We start from the raw sequence: 18873 nt of genomic DNA, 5'->3' as shown, positions 1-18873 counted from the left end.
ATATGAACCAAATCAAGCCTGCTTTTGGGAAATTTCAATTCCTTTTATTTTCAGGAAATATTTGTGGAAAATGCTGAAACAGTGAATTTAAAAATTGTTTAGATCTGTTTTTAAAGGATGGCATTAATACATTTAAAGGTAAAATAAACGTAACAAACAGAACTTATTTGTTAAACAATACTTAACACAAAATATTTATATATATTAAAATTATTAGCTTGATTTGCATAAAAAATTTAATATATGTAAAAATGAAAACAAAATTAGAGAAATTATTCACCCTTGTTTTTGTCTGTCTCATAGTCTTTGTTTCAGCGCAAAAACAGTTAATTATAGGAACTGTGCTTGACGACAGCCAGCCTCTCCCCGGGGCCACAGTCAAAATAAAAGGCTTATCTAAAAATATAACGACTGATATTGAAGGGAAATTTGCCATCAATGATATCAAAGAAGGCCAGTACACTCTACAAATCAGCTACATTGGTTATGAATCTTCAGATATCAATGTAGATCTTAAACCGGAACAAACGGTTGACTTAGGAATTATCAAACTATCCCAACCGAGAAAAAATATTGGCGAAATTGTCGTTACCGGAACGTTAAAAAATACGGAAGCGAGAGCTTTAAACCTTCAGAAAAATGCCATTAATATCACCAATGTCATCGCTTCAGACGGAATCGGAAAGCTACCGGACAGAAATGCAGCAGAAACCGTACAGCGTGTGCAGGGAGTTTCTATTGAAAGAGACCAGGGAGAAGGAAGATTTGTTTCCCTGAGAGGACTTCCGCCATTCTGGGCATCCACAACCATTAATGGAAACAGACTTCCCACCGCAGAGGAAGAAACGACTTCCAGAGCAACGGCATTTGATTTCTTTCCTACAGAACTGATCTCCTATGTACATGTAAACAAGTCTTTTACCCCAGATATGGAAGCTGACGGAATAGGCGGCGGTGTCAATTTTATCACCAAAACTCCACCGATGAAAACAGAGTTTAAAGCTACTGTGGGAAGCGGTTATAATGCAAAGTCTGATAAAGGAGTTTACAACCTTGGATTTTTGTATGGGGGAAGAACGAAGAATAAAAAGTTCGGGTATTTATTCAACTTTGCGCATTTCATAAGAAACTGGTCTACAGATAATTTTGAGGCTAGAAGAAGTGGCGATGAAGGAGTTTTCAGGCTGGAACTTCGCGATTATAACGGAGTCAGAAAAACAACAGGAATCAATACTGCTTTCGAATACGTACTATCTCCAAAAACGACCTTCTATTTAAAAGGAATGTATGGTACCTTATCGGATGACGAGACTCATTATAAACACAGAATCCGTTTTGATAAATTCAGCAGTGCCAGCAATACAGCAAGAGTAGAGCTTCAAAACATCCACAATTTACTGATAACGGAGCTTACTTCTGTTTCTTTGGGAGCGGTTCATCAATTCAATAAAGGAAAAATCGACTGGGATTTATCTTACTACAACAACCAATTCAAGTATGGAAATATCCCTGATAAGCAAAACAATTCTTACTATGTCATCAAGTACACTCAATCTGGTGTAGGCATCAATCCTGATTATATTTCAAATCATGGAAATGGTCCTAGAGCGTATTGGAAAGCTGACGGTGGGAAATTAGATTATAAAAATCCGGATGCTTTATTCGGTTTCTACAGTGATCCGAACTTTAAAATGGATGCTTCTCAGATGAGATTTACAGATCTTGAATTTTATAAAGTCTTTGTAGAGGAAAAGGATAAAATCGTAGCGGCATTCAACCACGAAATTAATGCTTCTGATAAACTGACTTTAAAATATGGTTTTAAATACCGAGATAAGGAACGTAATGCAAAATTCTCCGATATTTTCTACAACTGGAGCAGCGGAACAGCGCCTCTTCTGTCAAATTATTCTCAATACATCACGACACAGCCCAACGGACCGAAATATTTAAGTGAAATGAATGCCCACATCGGCAATACTTTTGGCCCGGTACTTTCAACCGCAGGAATGAACCAGTTTTGGTATGACAATCAGGGAAATTTAAAAATCAATACTGCTGATACTGAAGCATTGGAATATAATAAAGCATTAGGAAGAAACTTTGATGTGTTTGAAAAACACGCAGATGCTTACGGAATGGCAACCTACAAACTGAATGACAAGATCATCATTCTAGGAGGAATCAGGCTATCCAATACCAATACCAAAGTAAGAGGATACAGTGTGAATGATGACGTACTGACACCGGTAGAAAATACTAAAAACTATCTGGCTGTTCTTCCGATGATTCATTTAAAATATACGTTGAACAATAAAACCAATCTTCGTTTTGCTGCGACAAGAACTTTTTCAAGACCGAATTTTGGCGATCTTACTCCGGGAGGAACTTATATTGAAGCAGATAACGAGTTCAAAGGGGGAAACCCAAATCTTAATCCTACCTATTCTTTGAATTTTGACCTGATGGGAGAATATTATTTTTCCAACGTAGGGATTCTGAGTGGCGGTGTTTTCTATAAATCGATTACTGATCCTATTTTCCAGGATTCTTTTATCGGAGATTACAATGGAATCAACGGCGTACAATTCACAGCTCCTAATAATGGGAAAGCAGCATGGTTAGGAGGAGTTGAGTTGGGAATTAATAAAAGATTTGACTTCCTTCCAGGGTTTTTACAATACTTTGGAGTACAATTGAATGCTACCTTCATGACTTCCGAAATGGAAAAGCCAGGCGGAAGAACGGTAGCACTTCCCTACCAGGCAAAAGAATTGTACAACGCGCAGCTTTTCTTTGAGAAAAAAGGATTCAATGCAAGGCTGGCTTACAATTATAAAGGAAAATATGCTGTAGAATATGCCGAGGAAGATATCAATGATTCTTACTATGGCAAATACAGTAATCTTGACTTCGGAGGTTCTTACCAGTTTACCAAATACCTGACCTTATATGCGGATGTGAACAATATACTGAACAAACCGTTAATCTATCACTTTGGAAAAAGCGAAGACCGTCCGGAACAGGTGGAATATTATGGAGTACGATTCAATCTTGGAATAAAACTGAACTTCTAAACCATTACCATGGCCAGAACCATCAATAAAAAAACACTGGTAACACTGAAGGCCGCATTTGCTGCTTTCGGTGTTTACTTCTGCATGTACGGTTTCAGGAAACCTTTTACCGTAGCTTCCTTCGAAGGGCTTTCCTATTTCGGAGTAGATTATAAAATTCTGATTATCATTGTCCAAGCTATTGGATATTTTATCTCAAAATTCATCGGGATCAAATTTATTTCGGAATTGAAACCTGAGAAACGAATCGCTTATCTGTTTACTTTCATTGCTATTGCTGAGCTTTCCTTATTAGGATTTGCAGCCGTTCCTGCTCCTTACAATATTCTCTTCATGTTTATTAATGGTATTCCGCTGGGAATGATCTGGGGAATTGTTTTCTCTTATATTGAAGGACGAAAAACCACCGAAATCATAGGATTATTTTTATGTTCAAGCTTTGTGGTTTCTTCAGGTTTTACAAAATCTGTAGGAAAATTTCTGATGGATACTTTTTCCATTTCAGAATTCTGGATGCCTTTTTCAACCGGACTTATTTTCATTATTCCTCTGATTCTTTTCGGATTATTGCTTGAAAGAATTCCCAAACCTTCAGAAGAAGATATTTTGCTTAAAATTAAGAGACAACCGTTGAATGGTAAAGAAAGAAAAGCCCTGATCCAACAGTTTTTTGTTCCAATTGTGTGCATCATATTTTTATATATCAGTTTAACCGTTTTAAGGGATTTCAGAGATAATTTTAATCGTGAAATCTGGGACGGACTGAACTTTACTTTTGACAGTTCTATTTTCACTTTAACGGAAATTCCTATCGCCGTAATGGTTCTGGTAATTTTAAGCTTTATGGTAAAAGTAAAGAACAATAAAAAGGCATTTGCCTATTATCATTACATTCTTTTTATGGGAATTCTTACGGTAGGGCTTTCTACGTATCTGTTTCAGCAGGGTTCTCTGTCTCCTTTTTTATGGATGACGGTTTCAGGCTTCGGAATGTACATTTGCTATATTCCTTTCAATGGAATTTATTTTGACCGGATGATCGCCGCTTTTGAAATTAAGGGAAATGTTGGTTTTCTGATCTATATTGTAGATTCTTTTGGTTATCTGGGAAGTGTTCTGATTCTTTTGTATAAAAACTTTGGCTCGGCCCAGACTTCCTGGTTGCATTTTTATATCCACTTAAATTATATCATTACCATAGCGGTTTTCGTTCTTTCCGTGATTGCTCTTCTGGCTTTCAGAAAAAAGTCAAAACCCAAATCTAAATCTAATCAATTCATCAATTTCGATACGTCGAAAATCTTATAAATATTTGCAAAATGACAACAAAATTTGATTTACTCGTTGTAGGAGGCGGAATTTTAGGAACATTCCATGCTTATCATGCGCTGAAGAAAAATCTTAAGGTAGCTTTACTGGAAAGAAATTCTATTCCCCAGGGTGCCACGGTAAGAAATTTCGGACAGGTAGTACCTTCCGGAATGGATCTTAAATGGCAGAATTTCGGAAGGGAAAGTCTTGCCATATACAATGAACTTCATAATCAGGCAGACCTTACCATCAGGCAAAATGGCTCCATCTATATTGCTTCCAATGATGAAGAGCTTCAATTGATTGAAGAGCTATATGAAATCAACAGAAATAATGAGTATGAATCTGTTTTATTATCTAAAAACGACTGCATCAAGAAGTTTGATGGTCTTCGTTCAGACTATTGCAAAGGAGGTCTGTTTTTCCCACAGGAACTTTCCGTAGATTCTGCAGATATGATTGTAAAGCTTCACAAGCTGCTTCAGGAAAAAATGGGCTTACAGATCTTCTACAATACATCTGTACTGGAAACCCATGAAGATGATCAGAAATGTACAGCGGTAACGGCTGATGGAACGGAATTTAACGCTTCCAAAATCATAATCTGCGGTGGACACGAGTTTAAAACTTTATATACTAAAGTATTCAATGACAGTGATCTGGAAGTGAGTAAGCTGCAGATGCTTCAGACCAAACCACAAGGAATCTATTCACTTCAGGGAAATATCCTTACTGGACTTTCTGTAAGAAGGTATGAATCTTTCAGCGAATGTCCTTCTTTTCAGAAAATCAAGGCTTTAGAAGATCCTAATTCGTTTGAGAAGAAATACGGAGTTCATATTTTATTCAAACAGGCTCTTGACGGTTCTGTAATCATAGGAGATTCTCACGAATATGCAGATGCCAAAAATGCCGATGATTTGGGGTATGACCTTAATATGGAGATTGATGAATTCATGATTCATGAGGCCAAAAAAATTATTGATCTTCCTACGTATGAAATTCAGAGAAGATGGTTCGGAATCTATTCTCAGTGCAAAACGAAAGATATTTTTGAGCACAGCCCTTCTGCCAATATTCATATTGTAACAGGGATCGGAGGAAAAGGAATGACGGGAAGCGGTGGCTTTTCCAAATTTAATATTGAAAAAATTTACGCATAACATTTACATGAAAAATATAGAATTACTCGTTCTGGATATGGCCGGAACAACAATTGATGAGGATAATGTAGTTTACAAAACACTTACCAACGCTGTGAATGATTATGGCTATGTGGTAAGCCTGGAAAAAGTATTATCCAGCTGTGCCGGAATGGAAAAACTGGAAGCCATCACAAGTCTTTTAAAAGAAATCAATGGGAACGAAGAAGATGCTTCTGCTATTTTTGAGAATTTTTCTGAACAACTGAAAGAATCTTATCAAAATCTGGATGTAAAACCCATCAACGGAACGGAAGATTTCTTATTGAATATGAAAGCTCAAAACAAGAAAATCGTTTTGAATACAGGCTATACTTCAGAAATAGCCCATCAGCTTTTAGATAAACTCAACTGGAAAGAAAGTATTCATTTTGATGCTTTAATTACCGCTGATGATGTTTCAGAAAGCCGCCCGAGCCCTGAAATGATTCATCTTGCCATGAAGAAATTCAATATCACTGAAGCTCATAAAGTATTAAAAGCAGGGGATTCTGTGATTGATATTGAAGAGGGCAAAAATGCTGGTTGCGGATTAACAGTGGCGGTTCTTTCCGGAGCTCAGACCCAATCAGAACTTGAAAAGGCAGCTCCTGATTATATTCTGAATACGATTTCTGAAGCTGAGGGAATCCTTTAATCCATTTTTTCAGATTATTTTTAAATACTTCTTGACACAAATGTTTTCATGGTTTTTCTATTGGAAATGTTTGTGTTTTTACCACCCCGTCAAATTTCCAATTTGACACCCCTCCGGAGGAGTGGAATGTAGTACTGATCATTAGGTATTTGTTATAACCAACATTTCCAGAAACCTTTTTTGATCTTCTATTCACAAAGCATGTAACTTAAAATAAACAGAGTCATTTTTCTTTTGTGGCTTTTGTGGTTAATATCTAAGCTTTTTTCGGTGATCTTTTTAATTATCAATTAATTAACTTTCAGTTCACGAATGTTTACAAATAGTAAACTAATTTTACAATAGTTAAAAATAAATTACTATTTGTAAACTTTCACAATTCTAAAAACCCTTTTCCCCATGAAAACAAAACTATTCTCAATGGCTGTTGTTATAAGCTGTTTCCTTGGAGCTAAGACTAAAAAAGTCCTTTTTATCGGTATTGACGGATGTCGTGCAGATGTCATGATGTCTACACCAACTCCCAACATTCAAAACCTCATCAGTCAGTCTATTTATTCTATCGACGGACTTTGCGCTGCCACCACCTGGAGCGGAAACGGATGGAGCACCATGCTTACCGGCGTATGGCATACCAAGCACAATGTTCAGGACAATAACTTTGCCAGCCCAAACTATGTCAATTATCCGGATTTTTTAACAAGAGCAGAGACTTATAATCCCGCTCTAAGAACAATTTCTCTGGCTCATTGGTCGCCTATTAACGACAACATCATTCAAACCGCTGATGTAAAAAGTAATTTCGCAACGGATCTTGCAGTGAAAAACGCAGCTGTTACAGCTTTACAGAATGATAATCCGGATATTCTCTTTGTAGATTTTGATGATGTAGACCATGCCGGACATTCTTATGGATTCTCATCCACTGTTTCTCAATATGTCAATTCTATTAAGACTACGGACTCTTATATTGGAGAAATTGTGACTGCAATGAAAAACAGACCTTCTTATAATAATGAAGACTGGCTGGTTGTATTAACCACAGATCATGGAGCGATCGAAAGTTCTCATGGAGGAGGAAATCTTACCGAAAGAAATATTTTCACGGTGTATTCCAATCCTGGATTTATTCCTCAGCAGATCAGCAAAACTGTTCTAGAATCCAATAAAACATTCAATCAATTGAATTTCCCGGCAGGAACTTATGCAAAGCCAGCAAGCCAGACTCCTTTTAATTTTGGAGCTAATCAGGATTTCACCATCGAGTTTTGGGTAAAGCCTAATGCAGCTTACTCCAGTGATCCGGTGATGATCAGTAATAAAAACTGGGCTAATGGGAAAAATAAAGGATTTGTGTTCTCAGGATATTCAGGACAGACTTTCAAAATGAATATTGGAGATGGAACGAACAGAATTGACCTGGTAGGCGGAAAAGTAGAAACCAATAAATGGAAACATATTGCGGCAAGCTTTGACAGAGATGGTCTTGTAACATTATATGAAGACGGTGTTCCGGTAACTTTTGCAAAAATGAACACCATTGGAAATATTGATTCCGGACTTCCTCTAACATTAAATCAAGATGGAACCAATGCTTACGGAATTAATCTGGCGGCTTCTTATAAAGATATAAGAATCTGGAAATCTGCTCTTCCCAATGATGTTATCGTGAATTGGGCGAACCAGGATATTACAACTTCACATCCTTATTATTCTCAATTATTAGCCAACTGGAAGTGTAATGGAACTTCAGGAACTACATTGACAGACTCTGGTCCAAACGCCAATCATATGACCGTGACAGGTTCTCCTACTTATAATGCCAATACTGTTAACAATTTTAAAGTGTATGATTACACCTCAACGACAAGAGAAACGGATCATTTCCCTACGGTATTGAACTGGCTTTGTATTCCGGTACAGTCTTCATGGGGAATAGATGGAGTGAATAGAATTCCGGCATGTTCCAAAGAAATATTGGCAGCAAAAGAAACGAAAGCAATCATTGAAGATTTTAAAATTTATCCTAATCCAGTTTCAACATTCCTTGGAATCCAGTATCAATCTGAGGATAAGGAAATTAAAGCAGAAATCATCGACAGTAAAGGATCAAATGTTTTAACAACCCATTTAAAGTCTTCAAGAGGTTTTTACGATGAAAAAATCAATATCGGAAATCTTCCGGCTGGGGTGTATTTCATTAAAATCAACGGAAGCAAAAAAGCACTGACCAAGACATTCATCAAGAAATAAAACAGTAAAGCAATTAGATTTAAATTTGATATTAGAACAAGGATATTCCTATCCGAGTTCTAATATTTTTTTGTTTATGAATTGAAGATCAACTCCATTCTGACATCTGCACGGTCGTACTCGGCATGACCGATAGGGATATGGATAAAGCCCAGCTTTTCGTACAACTTAATAGCCGGAACAAGGATAGAGTTGGTAACTAGAAAAACTTTTTCTGCCTTTAATTCTTTTGCTTTTTCCACTAGAGCATTTCCCAGCAGATAGCCTATTTTTTTTCCCTGAGCTTTAGGACTTACTGCCATCTTTGACAGCTCAAAAGTAAGAGGATGATCTTCCGTTTTTACCAATGCGCAGGTTCCTACAACTTCTCCATCCAGCAAAGCAAAGGCTATATGTCCTCCTTTATTTAAAATCTCTTCTTCCGGATGATCCAGCAGTTTATAATCTCCCGCTTCCATTACAAAAAATGTTTTGATCCATTCCTCATTTAAAGCTTTGAAGGCTTCTTTATACTGAGGTTCATACGTTATAATTTTTACTTCATTCTTGATATCATTCATCACTATAAGGTTTATTAAATTCTGTTTTTTATCATTTTCCCCAGCTTTTCCAGATCACTTTCCACTCTGTCTGTCCATTCTAATGCATAATTCAGGCGCATACAGTTCTGATACTGATTATATTGTGAAAACATCCTTCCCGGGGCAAAGTTTACTTTCTGGCTGACCGCCAAATCATAAAGATCTTCTGTGCATATTCTCTTATCCAGTTCCAGCCAGAGCATAAAACCGCCTTTGGGTTCTGAGATTTTGGTATTATCCGGAAAATATTCAATCACCGATTTCTGGATCTGAAGGTAGTTGGCGTATAATTTTTTTCTAAACATTCTAAGATGATGATCATAGCGTCCGTGGGCAAGAAAATCTGCAATCACATCTGAAAACAAAGAAGGTCCGCTCACCGTCTGAACCAGTTTTTGGCGAATAATTTTCTCTTTAAATTTTCCAGGTGCTACCCATCCTACTCTAAATCCCGGAGCCAATGTTTTGGAAACCGAGCCTACCCACATCACAATTCCTGCTTCATCATAAAACTTACAAGGCTTTGGTCTTCCTGCTCCGAAATAGATGTTTCCGTAGACATCATCTTCTACCAAAGGAACATTGTGTTCGGTAAGCATTTTAACCAGTTCTTTTTTGTTTTCATCCGGCATCTGAAATCCTAGTGGATTATTATAATTTACCACAAAACAACATGCAGATAGCTTTGGAAGCACTTTCTTTAGAGCATCCAGATCCACTCCTGTAATAGGATGCGTAGGAATTTCTACTGCTTTCAATCCCAATAATTGAATGGCCTGAAGAATTCCAAAATACACAGGGCTTTCCACTGCCACCGAATCTCCCGGTTGCGTCACGGCCATTAAACAATTATAAACGGCATTCATCGCTCCGGAAGTGATGACCAGATCATCTTCTGTGATTTTCCCCTCCATAACCATTGACCATTTGGCAATTTCCCGGCGCAGCACTTCGCTTCCCTGCACGGGTTCGTAGTTGGTTCCGCTGTCACTTTTCCTTTTCATCACATCAATCATGCATTTTTTCATCTTAGCTACCGGAAGAAGACTTTTCCCCGGAATTCCAAGAGCAAATTGTGTAACATCTGTTCCTCCGATACTTCCGAACACCTTGTCAATCAAATCCTGAGGGGTATTTTTACCTTCAGAAACCTTCATCTGTGTCACAGAAGGCAGCGCCAGTTTTCGCTGAGAAGTCTGGCTTACATAATATCCATATTTCGGACGTGATTCTACCAGCGAACGGCTTTCGAGTTCCATATACGCCTGTTTTATGGTATTCAGACTTACATTATATAATTTCTGGGCACTTCGCAATGAAGGAAGCCTGTCCCCAAACTGCAGAGTTTCACTTTTAATCTGCTCTGTGACAGAATTGGCTATTTTAAGGTACAGAACATCTTTAGACATAGAATCCGGGTTTTAAGTAAATGTACAATTTTATCCTGTTTTTATTCAGGATTCAGCCAACTGATCATACTGTTGATACTGCTTTTTAATTGCTCCGGATCCTTGAAATTGGATGTATTATTATTTTTGCAATATCTTTCAGCCCGGGAATAAAAATTCCTTTTTTCTGATTCCGTCATTCTATTTTTATCATAGATTTTAAAAGATATTTCATCCTTTTCGTTGATGATAAGACTGGCAAAAGCAACAGTTTCTTTTCCGTTTTTAGCCAAAAGAAAAGGAAGTCCGAAATTCTGATCTACCTGCTTCAAATTCTGTGTTTCCAGAAAAATGTTTTTCAGCACCAACATGTCTGATACATAAGCCTCAGCATATTGAAACTGTTTCTGATGTTGAGTGATTGTTTCCATATTTTCTTCTTTAGCTAAACAAAATTATGGAGTATTTAATTTTGGACACAGATACAGAACTATAGAATATTATGGGTACAGATTTTTTATCTAATCTTTTTCCTGTCGCATATAAAGCAGATTTTTTCCGGAAGAAATCGTTATTCGCACAATTGATAATAGCATAGAAATAAAAAACAGACTGTTTCACATAGAAACAGCCTGTTGACAACTATTTAAAGTCTCATGGTTATTGTTCTGCTTTTTTAAGAGCTTCTTTGATTCCTTCCAGTCCGTCTCCGAATTGCGCAAGCAGTGCTACAATCTGCGACATTCTATCATTTTCACCCAGTCCTTTCAGAGTTTTATTTTTAACAAAGGTTTTCTTTATTTCATTCCATCGTTCTGTTTCTTCTTCTGAAAGAATTCCTATCAGCTCTTTCAGTTTCAGCATATTGGCTTCTGCTCCGGTTGTCAGTGTCTGAGATTCATTCTGATAGTGATTCAGGACAATCTGGGTAACTTCATTATCTTTAAGAATAGGCTGTATTTGTGCAATCAGCTTATTCATATTACGGTAAGATCCCTGCAGTTTGAATGGCGGCTCATTTCTGTAATCGTCTGACATGGCTGCGGACGCGATATATTCTTTGTTCACCTTCAACACCATATTTCTCACTGTGATTGTGCTTTTCAGTACTGATCTGAAATCTGATATTTCACTGGAGCTGAAATTTCCTTTCAGGTTATCGGCAGGATTATCTGTAAGTACACAATCATAAAGTTCATACAGGTTTTCCATTCCCGGATTGGTCAGCCTGGTCAGATATTCATTAGACATTAAAGCATTTTCAATAAGACTCAGGTCAAAAAGGTCTGTTTTCGATCCGGATATTTCTCCCAGATTGTATGTATCTGAACGGTTGGCCAGCATGTCCGGAATTTTAAACTTTTCTCCACTCTCTGTGTATGGATTTCCAGCCATGACAAGGCAGAATCTTTTGGATCGAAGGTCATAAGTTTTACTTTCTCCATTATATATTCCTTCAATCTTTCTCTGTCCGTCTGCAAGAGAGATGAATTTCTGTAAAAACTCAGGATTACAGTGTTGGATATCATCAAGATAAAGCATAACATTATCTCCCATTTCCAGCGCAAGATTCAGTTTTTCAAGCTCTTGTCTTGCCCCAGCATTTTTGGCTTCAGAAGGGTCTGTTGATACAATATCGTATCCTAAAGATGGTCCGTTGATCTTCATAAATACCAGTCCCATACGCTCTGCCATATATTCCATCAGGGTTGTTTTTCCGTATCCGGGTGGAGATACTAGAAGAAGCATTCCCATTCTGTCTGTTCTTTTGTCTGAACCTGCTGTTCCCAATTGCTTGGCAAGATTCGCTCCGATAAGAGGAAAATAAACATCATTAATCAGTTTATTTCTCACAAATGAGCTTAATACCTGAGGCTTGAAAGTATCCAGCTTCAATGCTTTTTTCTTTTCATCTACCCAGTTGTATTTCAATTCCTGAAGCTGTTTGTATTTAGGAACGGTAACTGTATTAAAATGGCTAAGGCGGGATACAAACTCAAAGTAGTTAAGATGATATTCTGTCTCTTTTTCAAGCGACTTCAGCTCTTTTATGGCTACTTCATACGCAATGTGTTTGATATTTTTCGGATCAAATTTTTGGGTAATGATAAATGCTGCCACCTCCGGCATAATATCCTGGTTAGCCTCTGAACCCAAGGCCTTTACCGCGCTTCCCGCAATATAGTAACATGCCTTAGGATATTCATACATCACCTGTAGCTGGTTAATAAACTCAAGGTCTTTGCCTTTTTCCTTCAGTTCTTTCAGGAACAATTCATACAATGCTGCTGCTTTTTCTGAAATCAGGAAGTTTTCTTTATCTTCCTGTTTCAGGTAGGTGGCAGCATTGATACAATCCGTTTCTTTAAAAATACAATGGGCTGATGCAAAAGATTTCATTTCTTCTGAAAGTTCTCTGCTTAAATACTCAAATCCTTGCTTTATAGTGAATGATTCAGCAATAATAGCGGCTGCTTCAAACTGTTTGGTATAATATTCTTTTTTATCATTTTCCAGGAAAAACCAGAAAAGCTGTGCTAATGATCTTTCCTCTGCTGTGAACCTCATCAGTCCCAGTTCATTGTGCATCTGCTGAAGTTTCAATACAATTGTCTCAGCATCTTTATCATGAATTCCTTTTACCAGTCCTTCTCCGAAATGCTCTGCTGTAAACTGCTGTACAGCCTTTTCGTTTTCAGCCTCTGAGGTTATTTCCTTGTGAGCGAAAAACACATTCCAGGCAAGATATTCAAACCTTTTTACTTTGCTATTTTCCGAAACAAATTCCTGATTCCATACTTCTTTGAATTCATCAGCTGTAAAGTTTAAAGGTTCATAAAAGCTGGTTCCGGTAAGGTGGTAGTAATATTGAGCATTTCTTAGCACCAAAGTAAGGTCCAGCTTCTGCTGATTGACTGCAAATTTATAGTCTCCCAATGCAATAATACTTTCCCCGTCTGCATAGATCTCTTTTTTATCTTTCAGCTTTCTTACGGCTTCCTGCTGCTGGGTTTTTAACAAGGTCTGAACCTCCTCCGACTTTGCTGAATCTTCCAGTTCTGCGAGCTGTCTGGAGAGATCTCTCACTTTCTCCACCATCAGATCGGCGGCAAAATAGCCATTGATCTCATTTTCTGAGTCAAAAGATTCTGCTTTGGTCTGTACGGATTTCAGGATTCTCTGTGCAGCATCAAAAAGATTCTGCGTCCTTTTATTTCTTGCTTCGGTAAGCTGTACCCTTTTATTTTGGAAATGTCCGTAAACCTCTTCTCTTTTGGTTCCTATCTGCTGAATGAATTCTTCGAAATCAATAAATTTCGTTTCCATTTCTTCCAACTGAATAGAAAGTTTGGTCAGATATTCATCACATTTCTCAGGAGTTTGCGAAAGCTCCAGAAAATTGATCACAGACTGGTCAAATAAGGTAATCTGAGCCTGAAAATCTGAAGCCAGTTCTTTTCCTGAAATTTCTCTTTTTCTTTTGCTGAGCCCAAGTCTTTCCTGATTCAGCCTGGCAAAAATCAAAGAGATGTTTTCAATAATTTGGGTAGACTGGGAGGTATCTTCAATTTTAAGGTTATTAACGATATCTACCAATAATTCAAGCTGCCCGGAAAGCGTATTGATATTTTCTTCAATTGTTTTGGCATCAATGGCTTTCTGTAATCCAATGATATCTTCGGAAATCTGCTGTGCTCTTTCTTCGTATGGCAATAATGCTCCTTCCTGAAGCAGAAATTCCACACAGGCATTTGAAAGTTCTGTATAACGGCCTGCAAGGGATTTTTCCAATTTATCCAGCAAAGCAGTGTCTGCATATTTAAACTCTCTTGCTCCTGTCACTTCTCCCCTTAAAGTTCTGATCTGAGAAAGGGCATCAATATACTCTGTAAGCTGAGAATAATGAAGCCTTTTGGTATCATCAAGAATTTTCTCACAGGACTGTTTTATCTTTTCTAAAGCTTCTTCTGTATTTTTTTTCTGTTCTACTACTTTTTCGTATTCATTGATGGCAGAATGGGCAATCGCTCTGATCTCCTTCAATGGTGCATCAAGCTTCTGGACCTCATCTTCACCAAGGAAATAGTAAGTATCCAGAATAAAGGTTGAGAGCTTTACGATATCATCATATAAACCACTGTAAGAATCTTTTTTATTTAAAAGTGTAATCAGCTCCTGGCTTTCTGCCATGACTCGTACAATATCCTTATTTCCTATTTTGTAAAGTAAACTGTCTGCTTTTTCAATATTGGGTAACAGTTCTTTAGAAAAAGGAGTCTGCCAGATCTGGGACAGATGATGTTTGGTTGTTTCTATGCTTTCTCTGAGATAGATCAGTTTTCCATCATGCAAAAACGTAAATCCACTACAACGGATCGGAGTTTCTATGGTCTGGGTAATGATATTGTAAGAAATAAGCTGATAGTTATTCGTTTTATCATCATAAAAAACATACAAAAAGTTCTCTCCGTTTGGTTCCGTAATGGTTTTCAGATAGTAAAGCCTGTTCTGATCCTGAGAAATCACTTTTAATCCTCCGGTCTGAAGCGCATATCCGTTTGAAAACAATACCCCTTGATTTTCGGGAAGCAAAAGCCCCGAATATTTAAGAGCATCTGCTCTGGAAACGGTTTTTTCTTTGTGGTTATAAATAAAATAGCGTTCTGTTTCCTGATAAGGCTTTATTTTAAACAAAACAAGATTATCCAGATCACAGAAATGAATCTCTGCATCATCCAGATTCTGATCTTTGTGAATGACATCTTCAGAATAAATTCCCTTCCCGGTATCTGTATTGTCTTCTACTTTGATGGTAATATCTCCACCGATGCTTTCTACAAAAACTTTATCTGCTAAGGAAATATGAGGATGTTTTCCGGATCTCTGCATATCTCTTGTTGCCTTTGTCCATACAAAGCCATGCTGCTGAGGATATGAGGTTTCGGAGGCACTTCTCGAATCGATATACGTCAATTGATTCCCTTTAATCAGCCATTTAAAGGCTTTGATATCTGTAGTACTTTCCGACAACTGAAAAACCATATAAAGATAGTTTTCCGTGAAGGTAAATCTTGCAAAGAAAGTATTTCTGTAATATTTGTAAAGGTTTTTAAACTCGTCAATGAAAACCTCATCATTGATCAGGGTGTGATCCTGAGGTTCAAACCGGTCATTATTGATTGTATATATTGAAAAAACGTCCGAAATATTGATTTCCGTCTGAAGTCCCAGATGTGCATTAGACCCGAAAATCAGGTGATCACCTAGTGAATAGACATCTTTGGCAATACAGCTGTGATCCGTAGAAATTCTTTCATTGGCTACAAGCGAAAAATCTACTCCGCCAAATATATTTTTACGGTTTTCATTAAGCTGTTGAAGTCTCTGAATCAGATCATTCTTCTGCTCATTTAAACGGTTCTGAATAATTTCGTAAGTTCCGGAATTAAGTTGTTCTGACATCGTTTTTATTTAGGTTGTCATGACTGCTGAATTACAGCAGTTCTTTGTATAACTTGTGGTACTTTGAAAATTTTTTTGATATAAACCTTATAGGTTTTAAAAACCTGTAAGGTTTGAGTGTTAGAATCTTTTAAGCATTTAAAGCACTCTTGTATTAAACATGGTTGTTATTCACCGGCTTGTGCTCCACACCCAGGTGTTTAGCCATGTCCAGAGCTCTTTCCAGAATTCCTTTTTCCTGTTGATTGGCTACGCCATTCAGTTTAAAGATCAAAGAAGCAATGCTCATATTTTTGATGTCATCAGAAGAGATTTTATATTTATCCACCATTCCCATCACTTTTCCGATGATATTTTCTCCATCACCCAGAAGGTTTTCTTTTACAATCTGTGCGTTTTCACTGTGGCTGATGAACTTATCCAGCCCTTTTCCTGCAGAAACCTGTCTTATAACATTGTCGAAGAAAGTATTGTCCCCTCCGACGATATCAATTTTTGCAGATTTGAAAGCTTCCGCCAGTACCATAGACTGCGCTTCTGCGATATCTTTCTGAATAGCGATCTGAGCCAGTTCCACATCTTTTTCTTTGGCAAGCTGAAGACGGAATTCTTCGTGATCTTTTCCGGCATCATTCAGTTTCTTCATGGCTTCTGCTTTCTCTGTGATTCCTGCTGCTTCTGCCAATGCTTTTTCTTTGATGACTTCTGCCTGAGCAATTCCTTCTTTTTTGTTGGCATCAGCTTTTTTCTCAATAACAGTTGCTTCTGCAACGCCTTGTCTTTCTGCAGCATCTGCTTTCGCATGCATTACCTGAGCTTCTGATAATCCTACGGTTGCTTCTTCTTTTGCTTTCGCGTCTGCAATGATCTTACGGGCTTCAGCTTCTTTTTCTGCTGCATCTCTCTTCGCCTGTGCTTCAATGACATATTTCTGCGCATCTTTTTCTGCTGCCAATCTGCGGGATTCTGCAGCTCTTGTTTCCTCGATCAGCTTTTTCTCTGCTTCCTGAGTGGCAACGGTAATTTCTACCTGCTTGTTTCTTTCTGCAGTTTTGAAAGCTTCCAGATCTTTGATTCCCTGCTGCTCTTCTACTACGGTTTTCTCCATGGTTAAACGCTCGCGGATCGCATCCTGAATACTTTTTTTCTCCAGTTCTATTGCTTTTTCCTTTTCAATCTGAGCAAGAGAGACAATTCTTTCTCTTTCTGTAGCTTCAAGGGCTTTATCTTTTAATACTCTTTCGGTTTCTACCAGATCTGCACGTTCTTTATTTTTGGCAGCAATAACGACCTGACGAAGTTTATTTTCTTCTGCAATCTGCAATTTTTCTTCTGTAGCAATACGAACAGTTTCGTATCTCAGACGCTCTTCTTCTTCTACTTTCAGAATTTCTGCATTTTCACGGGCTTTGATATTAGCCACTTCCCTTTTTTGAGATTCTTCTTTTTCTGCCAGCTGTTTTTCAAGTTCCAGAATGGCTTCTCTGGCTTCTACATTTTGTTTTGTAATGGTTTTTTCTTCATCACGACGAACCTGATTGGCTTTGATATTCTGAGTGGCCGTAAGTTCAGTAATTTTTTTAATCCCTTCAGAATCAAGGATATTATCTTTATCCAGTTTGTCAATAGAAGTCTGCTCAAGGTAGTCTATCGCACAGTCGTCCAGAACATAGCCATTAAGATCTGTTCCGATGATATCAAGGATTTCCTGGCGGAACTCGCTTCTTGCTTCGTATAATTCTGTAAAATCAAATTTCTTTCCTACTGTTTTAAGAGCTTCTGAAAATTTAGCTTCAAACAATTCTCTTAATGTCTGGGCATCTGAAGCGCGCTGACAACCAATCGTTTGACCTACATTCACAATATCATCTACTGATTTATTGACACGGATAAAAAATGCCACCTGAATATCTGCTCTCATATTGTCTTTGCAGATCAAGCCTGCTCTTCCCTCTCTTGAAATCTCCAGTTTTTTTACGGAGATATCCATAGATTCCATACGATGGATAATGGGAATGACAATACCGGCATTAAAGAAGACTTTTGTACCTCCATAACCAGTTCTTAAAATAACAATTCCCTGAACAGTTTTTTTATACATCGATAAAATCCAGAAAATCAATCCGATTGATGCTACCACAGCAACAACAATTCCAGCAATTAAAGGTAAGTTCATAGTTTTATAAGTTTATAGTTTATATAGATGTGTTTTTTTTTGTTTTTATAAGAATTGGAAGATGATATCCTGGATATAATTCAGCAAGATCAAAAAAATAGTTAGCATGGTTATTAGTTTTTTATTTTAATATCTTATTGATTTCTGTACATAGTAAATCCTTTTTTTGGGTTCCTCATCTACAATCATAACCCGGGTTCCATGCTCCAGCCTGCTTCCGTCATTGCTCCTCACCATCAGAGTCATAGGGTCACTTCCGATAAAGACTTCCATCATTCCTATTTTATCATCCTGAATACTGGATTTTAAGCGTCCTTCTCTTCCTAAAAAGGCATAGGATAATTCTCCTTTATGATTAATCTCTTTAAAAAAGGGATTCAGCGGTTTTAGAATGATTTTGGTTAATAGCATTCCTCCAATCATCATTGGAAAAAGGATCAGTATTCCTGCCCAAGTAGGAAGAGGTACGAAATAATTCAGATAAAACGAGCCCAGCCATGTGATCAGCAATGAAAGTGTAAGAAAATACGTGACCGGAACGATATCCAGATTCAGAAATTTCAGGAAATGCATCCAGGCTGAAGGATCATGATCGGGTGCGTGAAGATGACCGTCCGGAGCTTCTATATCAGCATCTGCATCCAGGTCGGAATGAATTCCTACATCGACATCCAACCCTGTAAGAATGGTAAAGAGCCAATAGACCACTGAAAGCCCGAGAAGCACTGTCAGCACCGTATTTACCGGAGAAAATGCTATATTTAAAAATTCCTGAAAGGTCATAT

General features: G+C 37.6%; 11 protein-coding genes. 5 read left to right on the top strand and 6 right to left on the bottom strand.

Translation table 11 applies throughout. The annotated features are described in order from the left end of the window. The first annotated feature begins 251 nt into the window (after positions 1-251). The 5 genes from AB1278_RS01380 to AB1278_RS01360 all read left to right on the top strand — a co-directional run bounded on the left by AB1278_RS01380 (position 252) and on the right by AB1278_RS01360 (position 8480). The gene (locus tag AB1278_RS01380; protein WP_429811935.1) at positions 252-3077 is read left to right on the top strand and encodes a TonB-dependent receptor; all 2826 of its coding nucleotides are present in this window, start codon (positions 252-254) and stop codon (positions 3075-3077) included. 9 nt (positions 3078-3086) lie between these two features. After that, the gene (locus tag AB1278_RS01375; RefSeq protein ID WP_429811932.1) at positions 3087-4385 is read left to right on the top strand and encodes a DUF5690 family protein; all 1299 of its coding nucleotides are present in this window, start codon (positions 3087-3089) and stop codon (positions 4383-4385) included. A gap of 11 nt (positions 4386-4396) precedes the next feature. Then, positions 4397-5551 (top strand): TIGR03364 family FAD-dependent oxidoreductase, encoded by a 1155-nt coding sequence (locus tag AB1278_RS01370; protein WP_429811929.1) that lies wholly within the window; start codon positions 4397-4399, stop codon positions 5549-5551. 7 nt (positions 5552-5558) lie between these two features. Then, the gene (locus AB1278_RS01365; RefSeq protein WP_202842268.1) at positions 5559-6227 is read left to right on the top strand and encodes an HAD-IA family hydrolase; all 669 of its coding nucleotides are present in this window, start codon (positions 5559-5561) and stop codon (positions 6225-6227) included. Between the two features lie 399 nt (positions 6228-6626). Further along, complete coding sequence (locus AB1278_RS01360; protein WP_429811926.1) at positions 6627-8480, top strand: LamG-like jellyroll fold domain-containing protein; 1854 nt, start codon at positions 6627-6629, stop codon at positions 8478-8480. Between the two features lie 74 nt (positions 8481-8554). On the opposite strand, the gene AB1278_RS01355 is transcribed toward AB1278_RS01360, so the two are convergent. From AB1278_RS01355 to AB1278_RS01330, 6 genes are all read right to left on the bottom strand, one after another. Further along, positions 8555-9040, bottom strand: a complete 486-nt coding sequence (locus tag AB1278_RS01355) for a GNAT family N-acetyltransferase (RefSeq protein ID WP_429811923.1) — start codon at positions 9038-9040, stop codon at positions 8555-8557. Between the two features lie 14 nt (positions 9041-9054). Next, positions 9055-10470: a PLP-dependent aminotransferase family protein gene (locus AB1278_RS01350; protein WP_343641312.1), complete on the bottom strand. Its 1416-nt coding sequence runs from the start codon at positions 10468-10470 to the stop codon at positions 9055-9057. Between the two features lie 41 nt (positions 10471-10511). Next, entirely contained in the window at positions 10512-10880 is a 369-nt protein-coding gene (locus AB1278_RS01345; protein WP_062672683.1) for a hypothetical protein, read from the bottom strand. A 229-nt stretch (positions 10881-11109) separates the two neighbouring features. Continuing rightward, positions 11110-15912 (bottom strand): DNA repair ATPase, encoded by a 4803-nt coding sequence (locus AB1278_RS01340; protein ID WP_429811919.1) that lies wholly within the window; start codon positions 15910-15912, stop codon positions 11110-11112. A gap of 154 nt (positions 15913-16066) precedes the next feature. Further along, the gene (locus tag AB1278_RS01335) at positions 16067-18088 is read right to left on the bottom strand and encodes a flotillin family protein (RefSeq protein ID WP_062672688.1); all 2022 of its coding nucleotides are present in this window, start codon (positions 18086-18088) and stop codon (positions 16067-16069) included. A 126-nt stretch (positions 18089-18214) separates the two neighbouring features. Next, positions 18215-18871 (bottom strand): hypothetical protein, encoded by a 657-nt coding sequence (locus AB1278_RS01330; protein ID WP_429811916.1) that lies wholly within the window; start codon positions 18869-18871, stop codon positions 18215-18217. Positions 18872-18873 lie beyond the last annotated feature (2 nt).

Source organism: Chryseobacterium sp. NRRL B-14798 (assembly GCF_050470705.1).
In the GTDB taxonomy this organism is placed as follows: domain Bacteria; phylum Bacteroidota; class Bacteroidia; order Flavobacteriales; family Weeksellaceae; genus Chryseobacterium; species Chryseobacterium cupriresistens.
The sequence above is the reverse complement of the archived record's forward strand: the minus strand, read 5'-3'. Positions and strand labels throughout refer to the sequence as shown.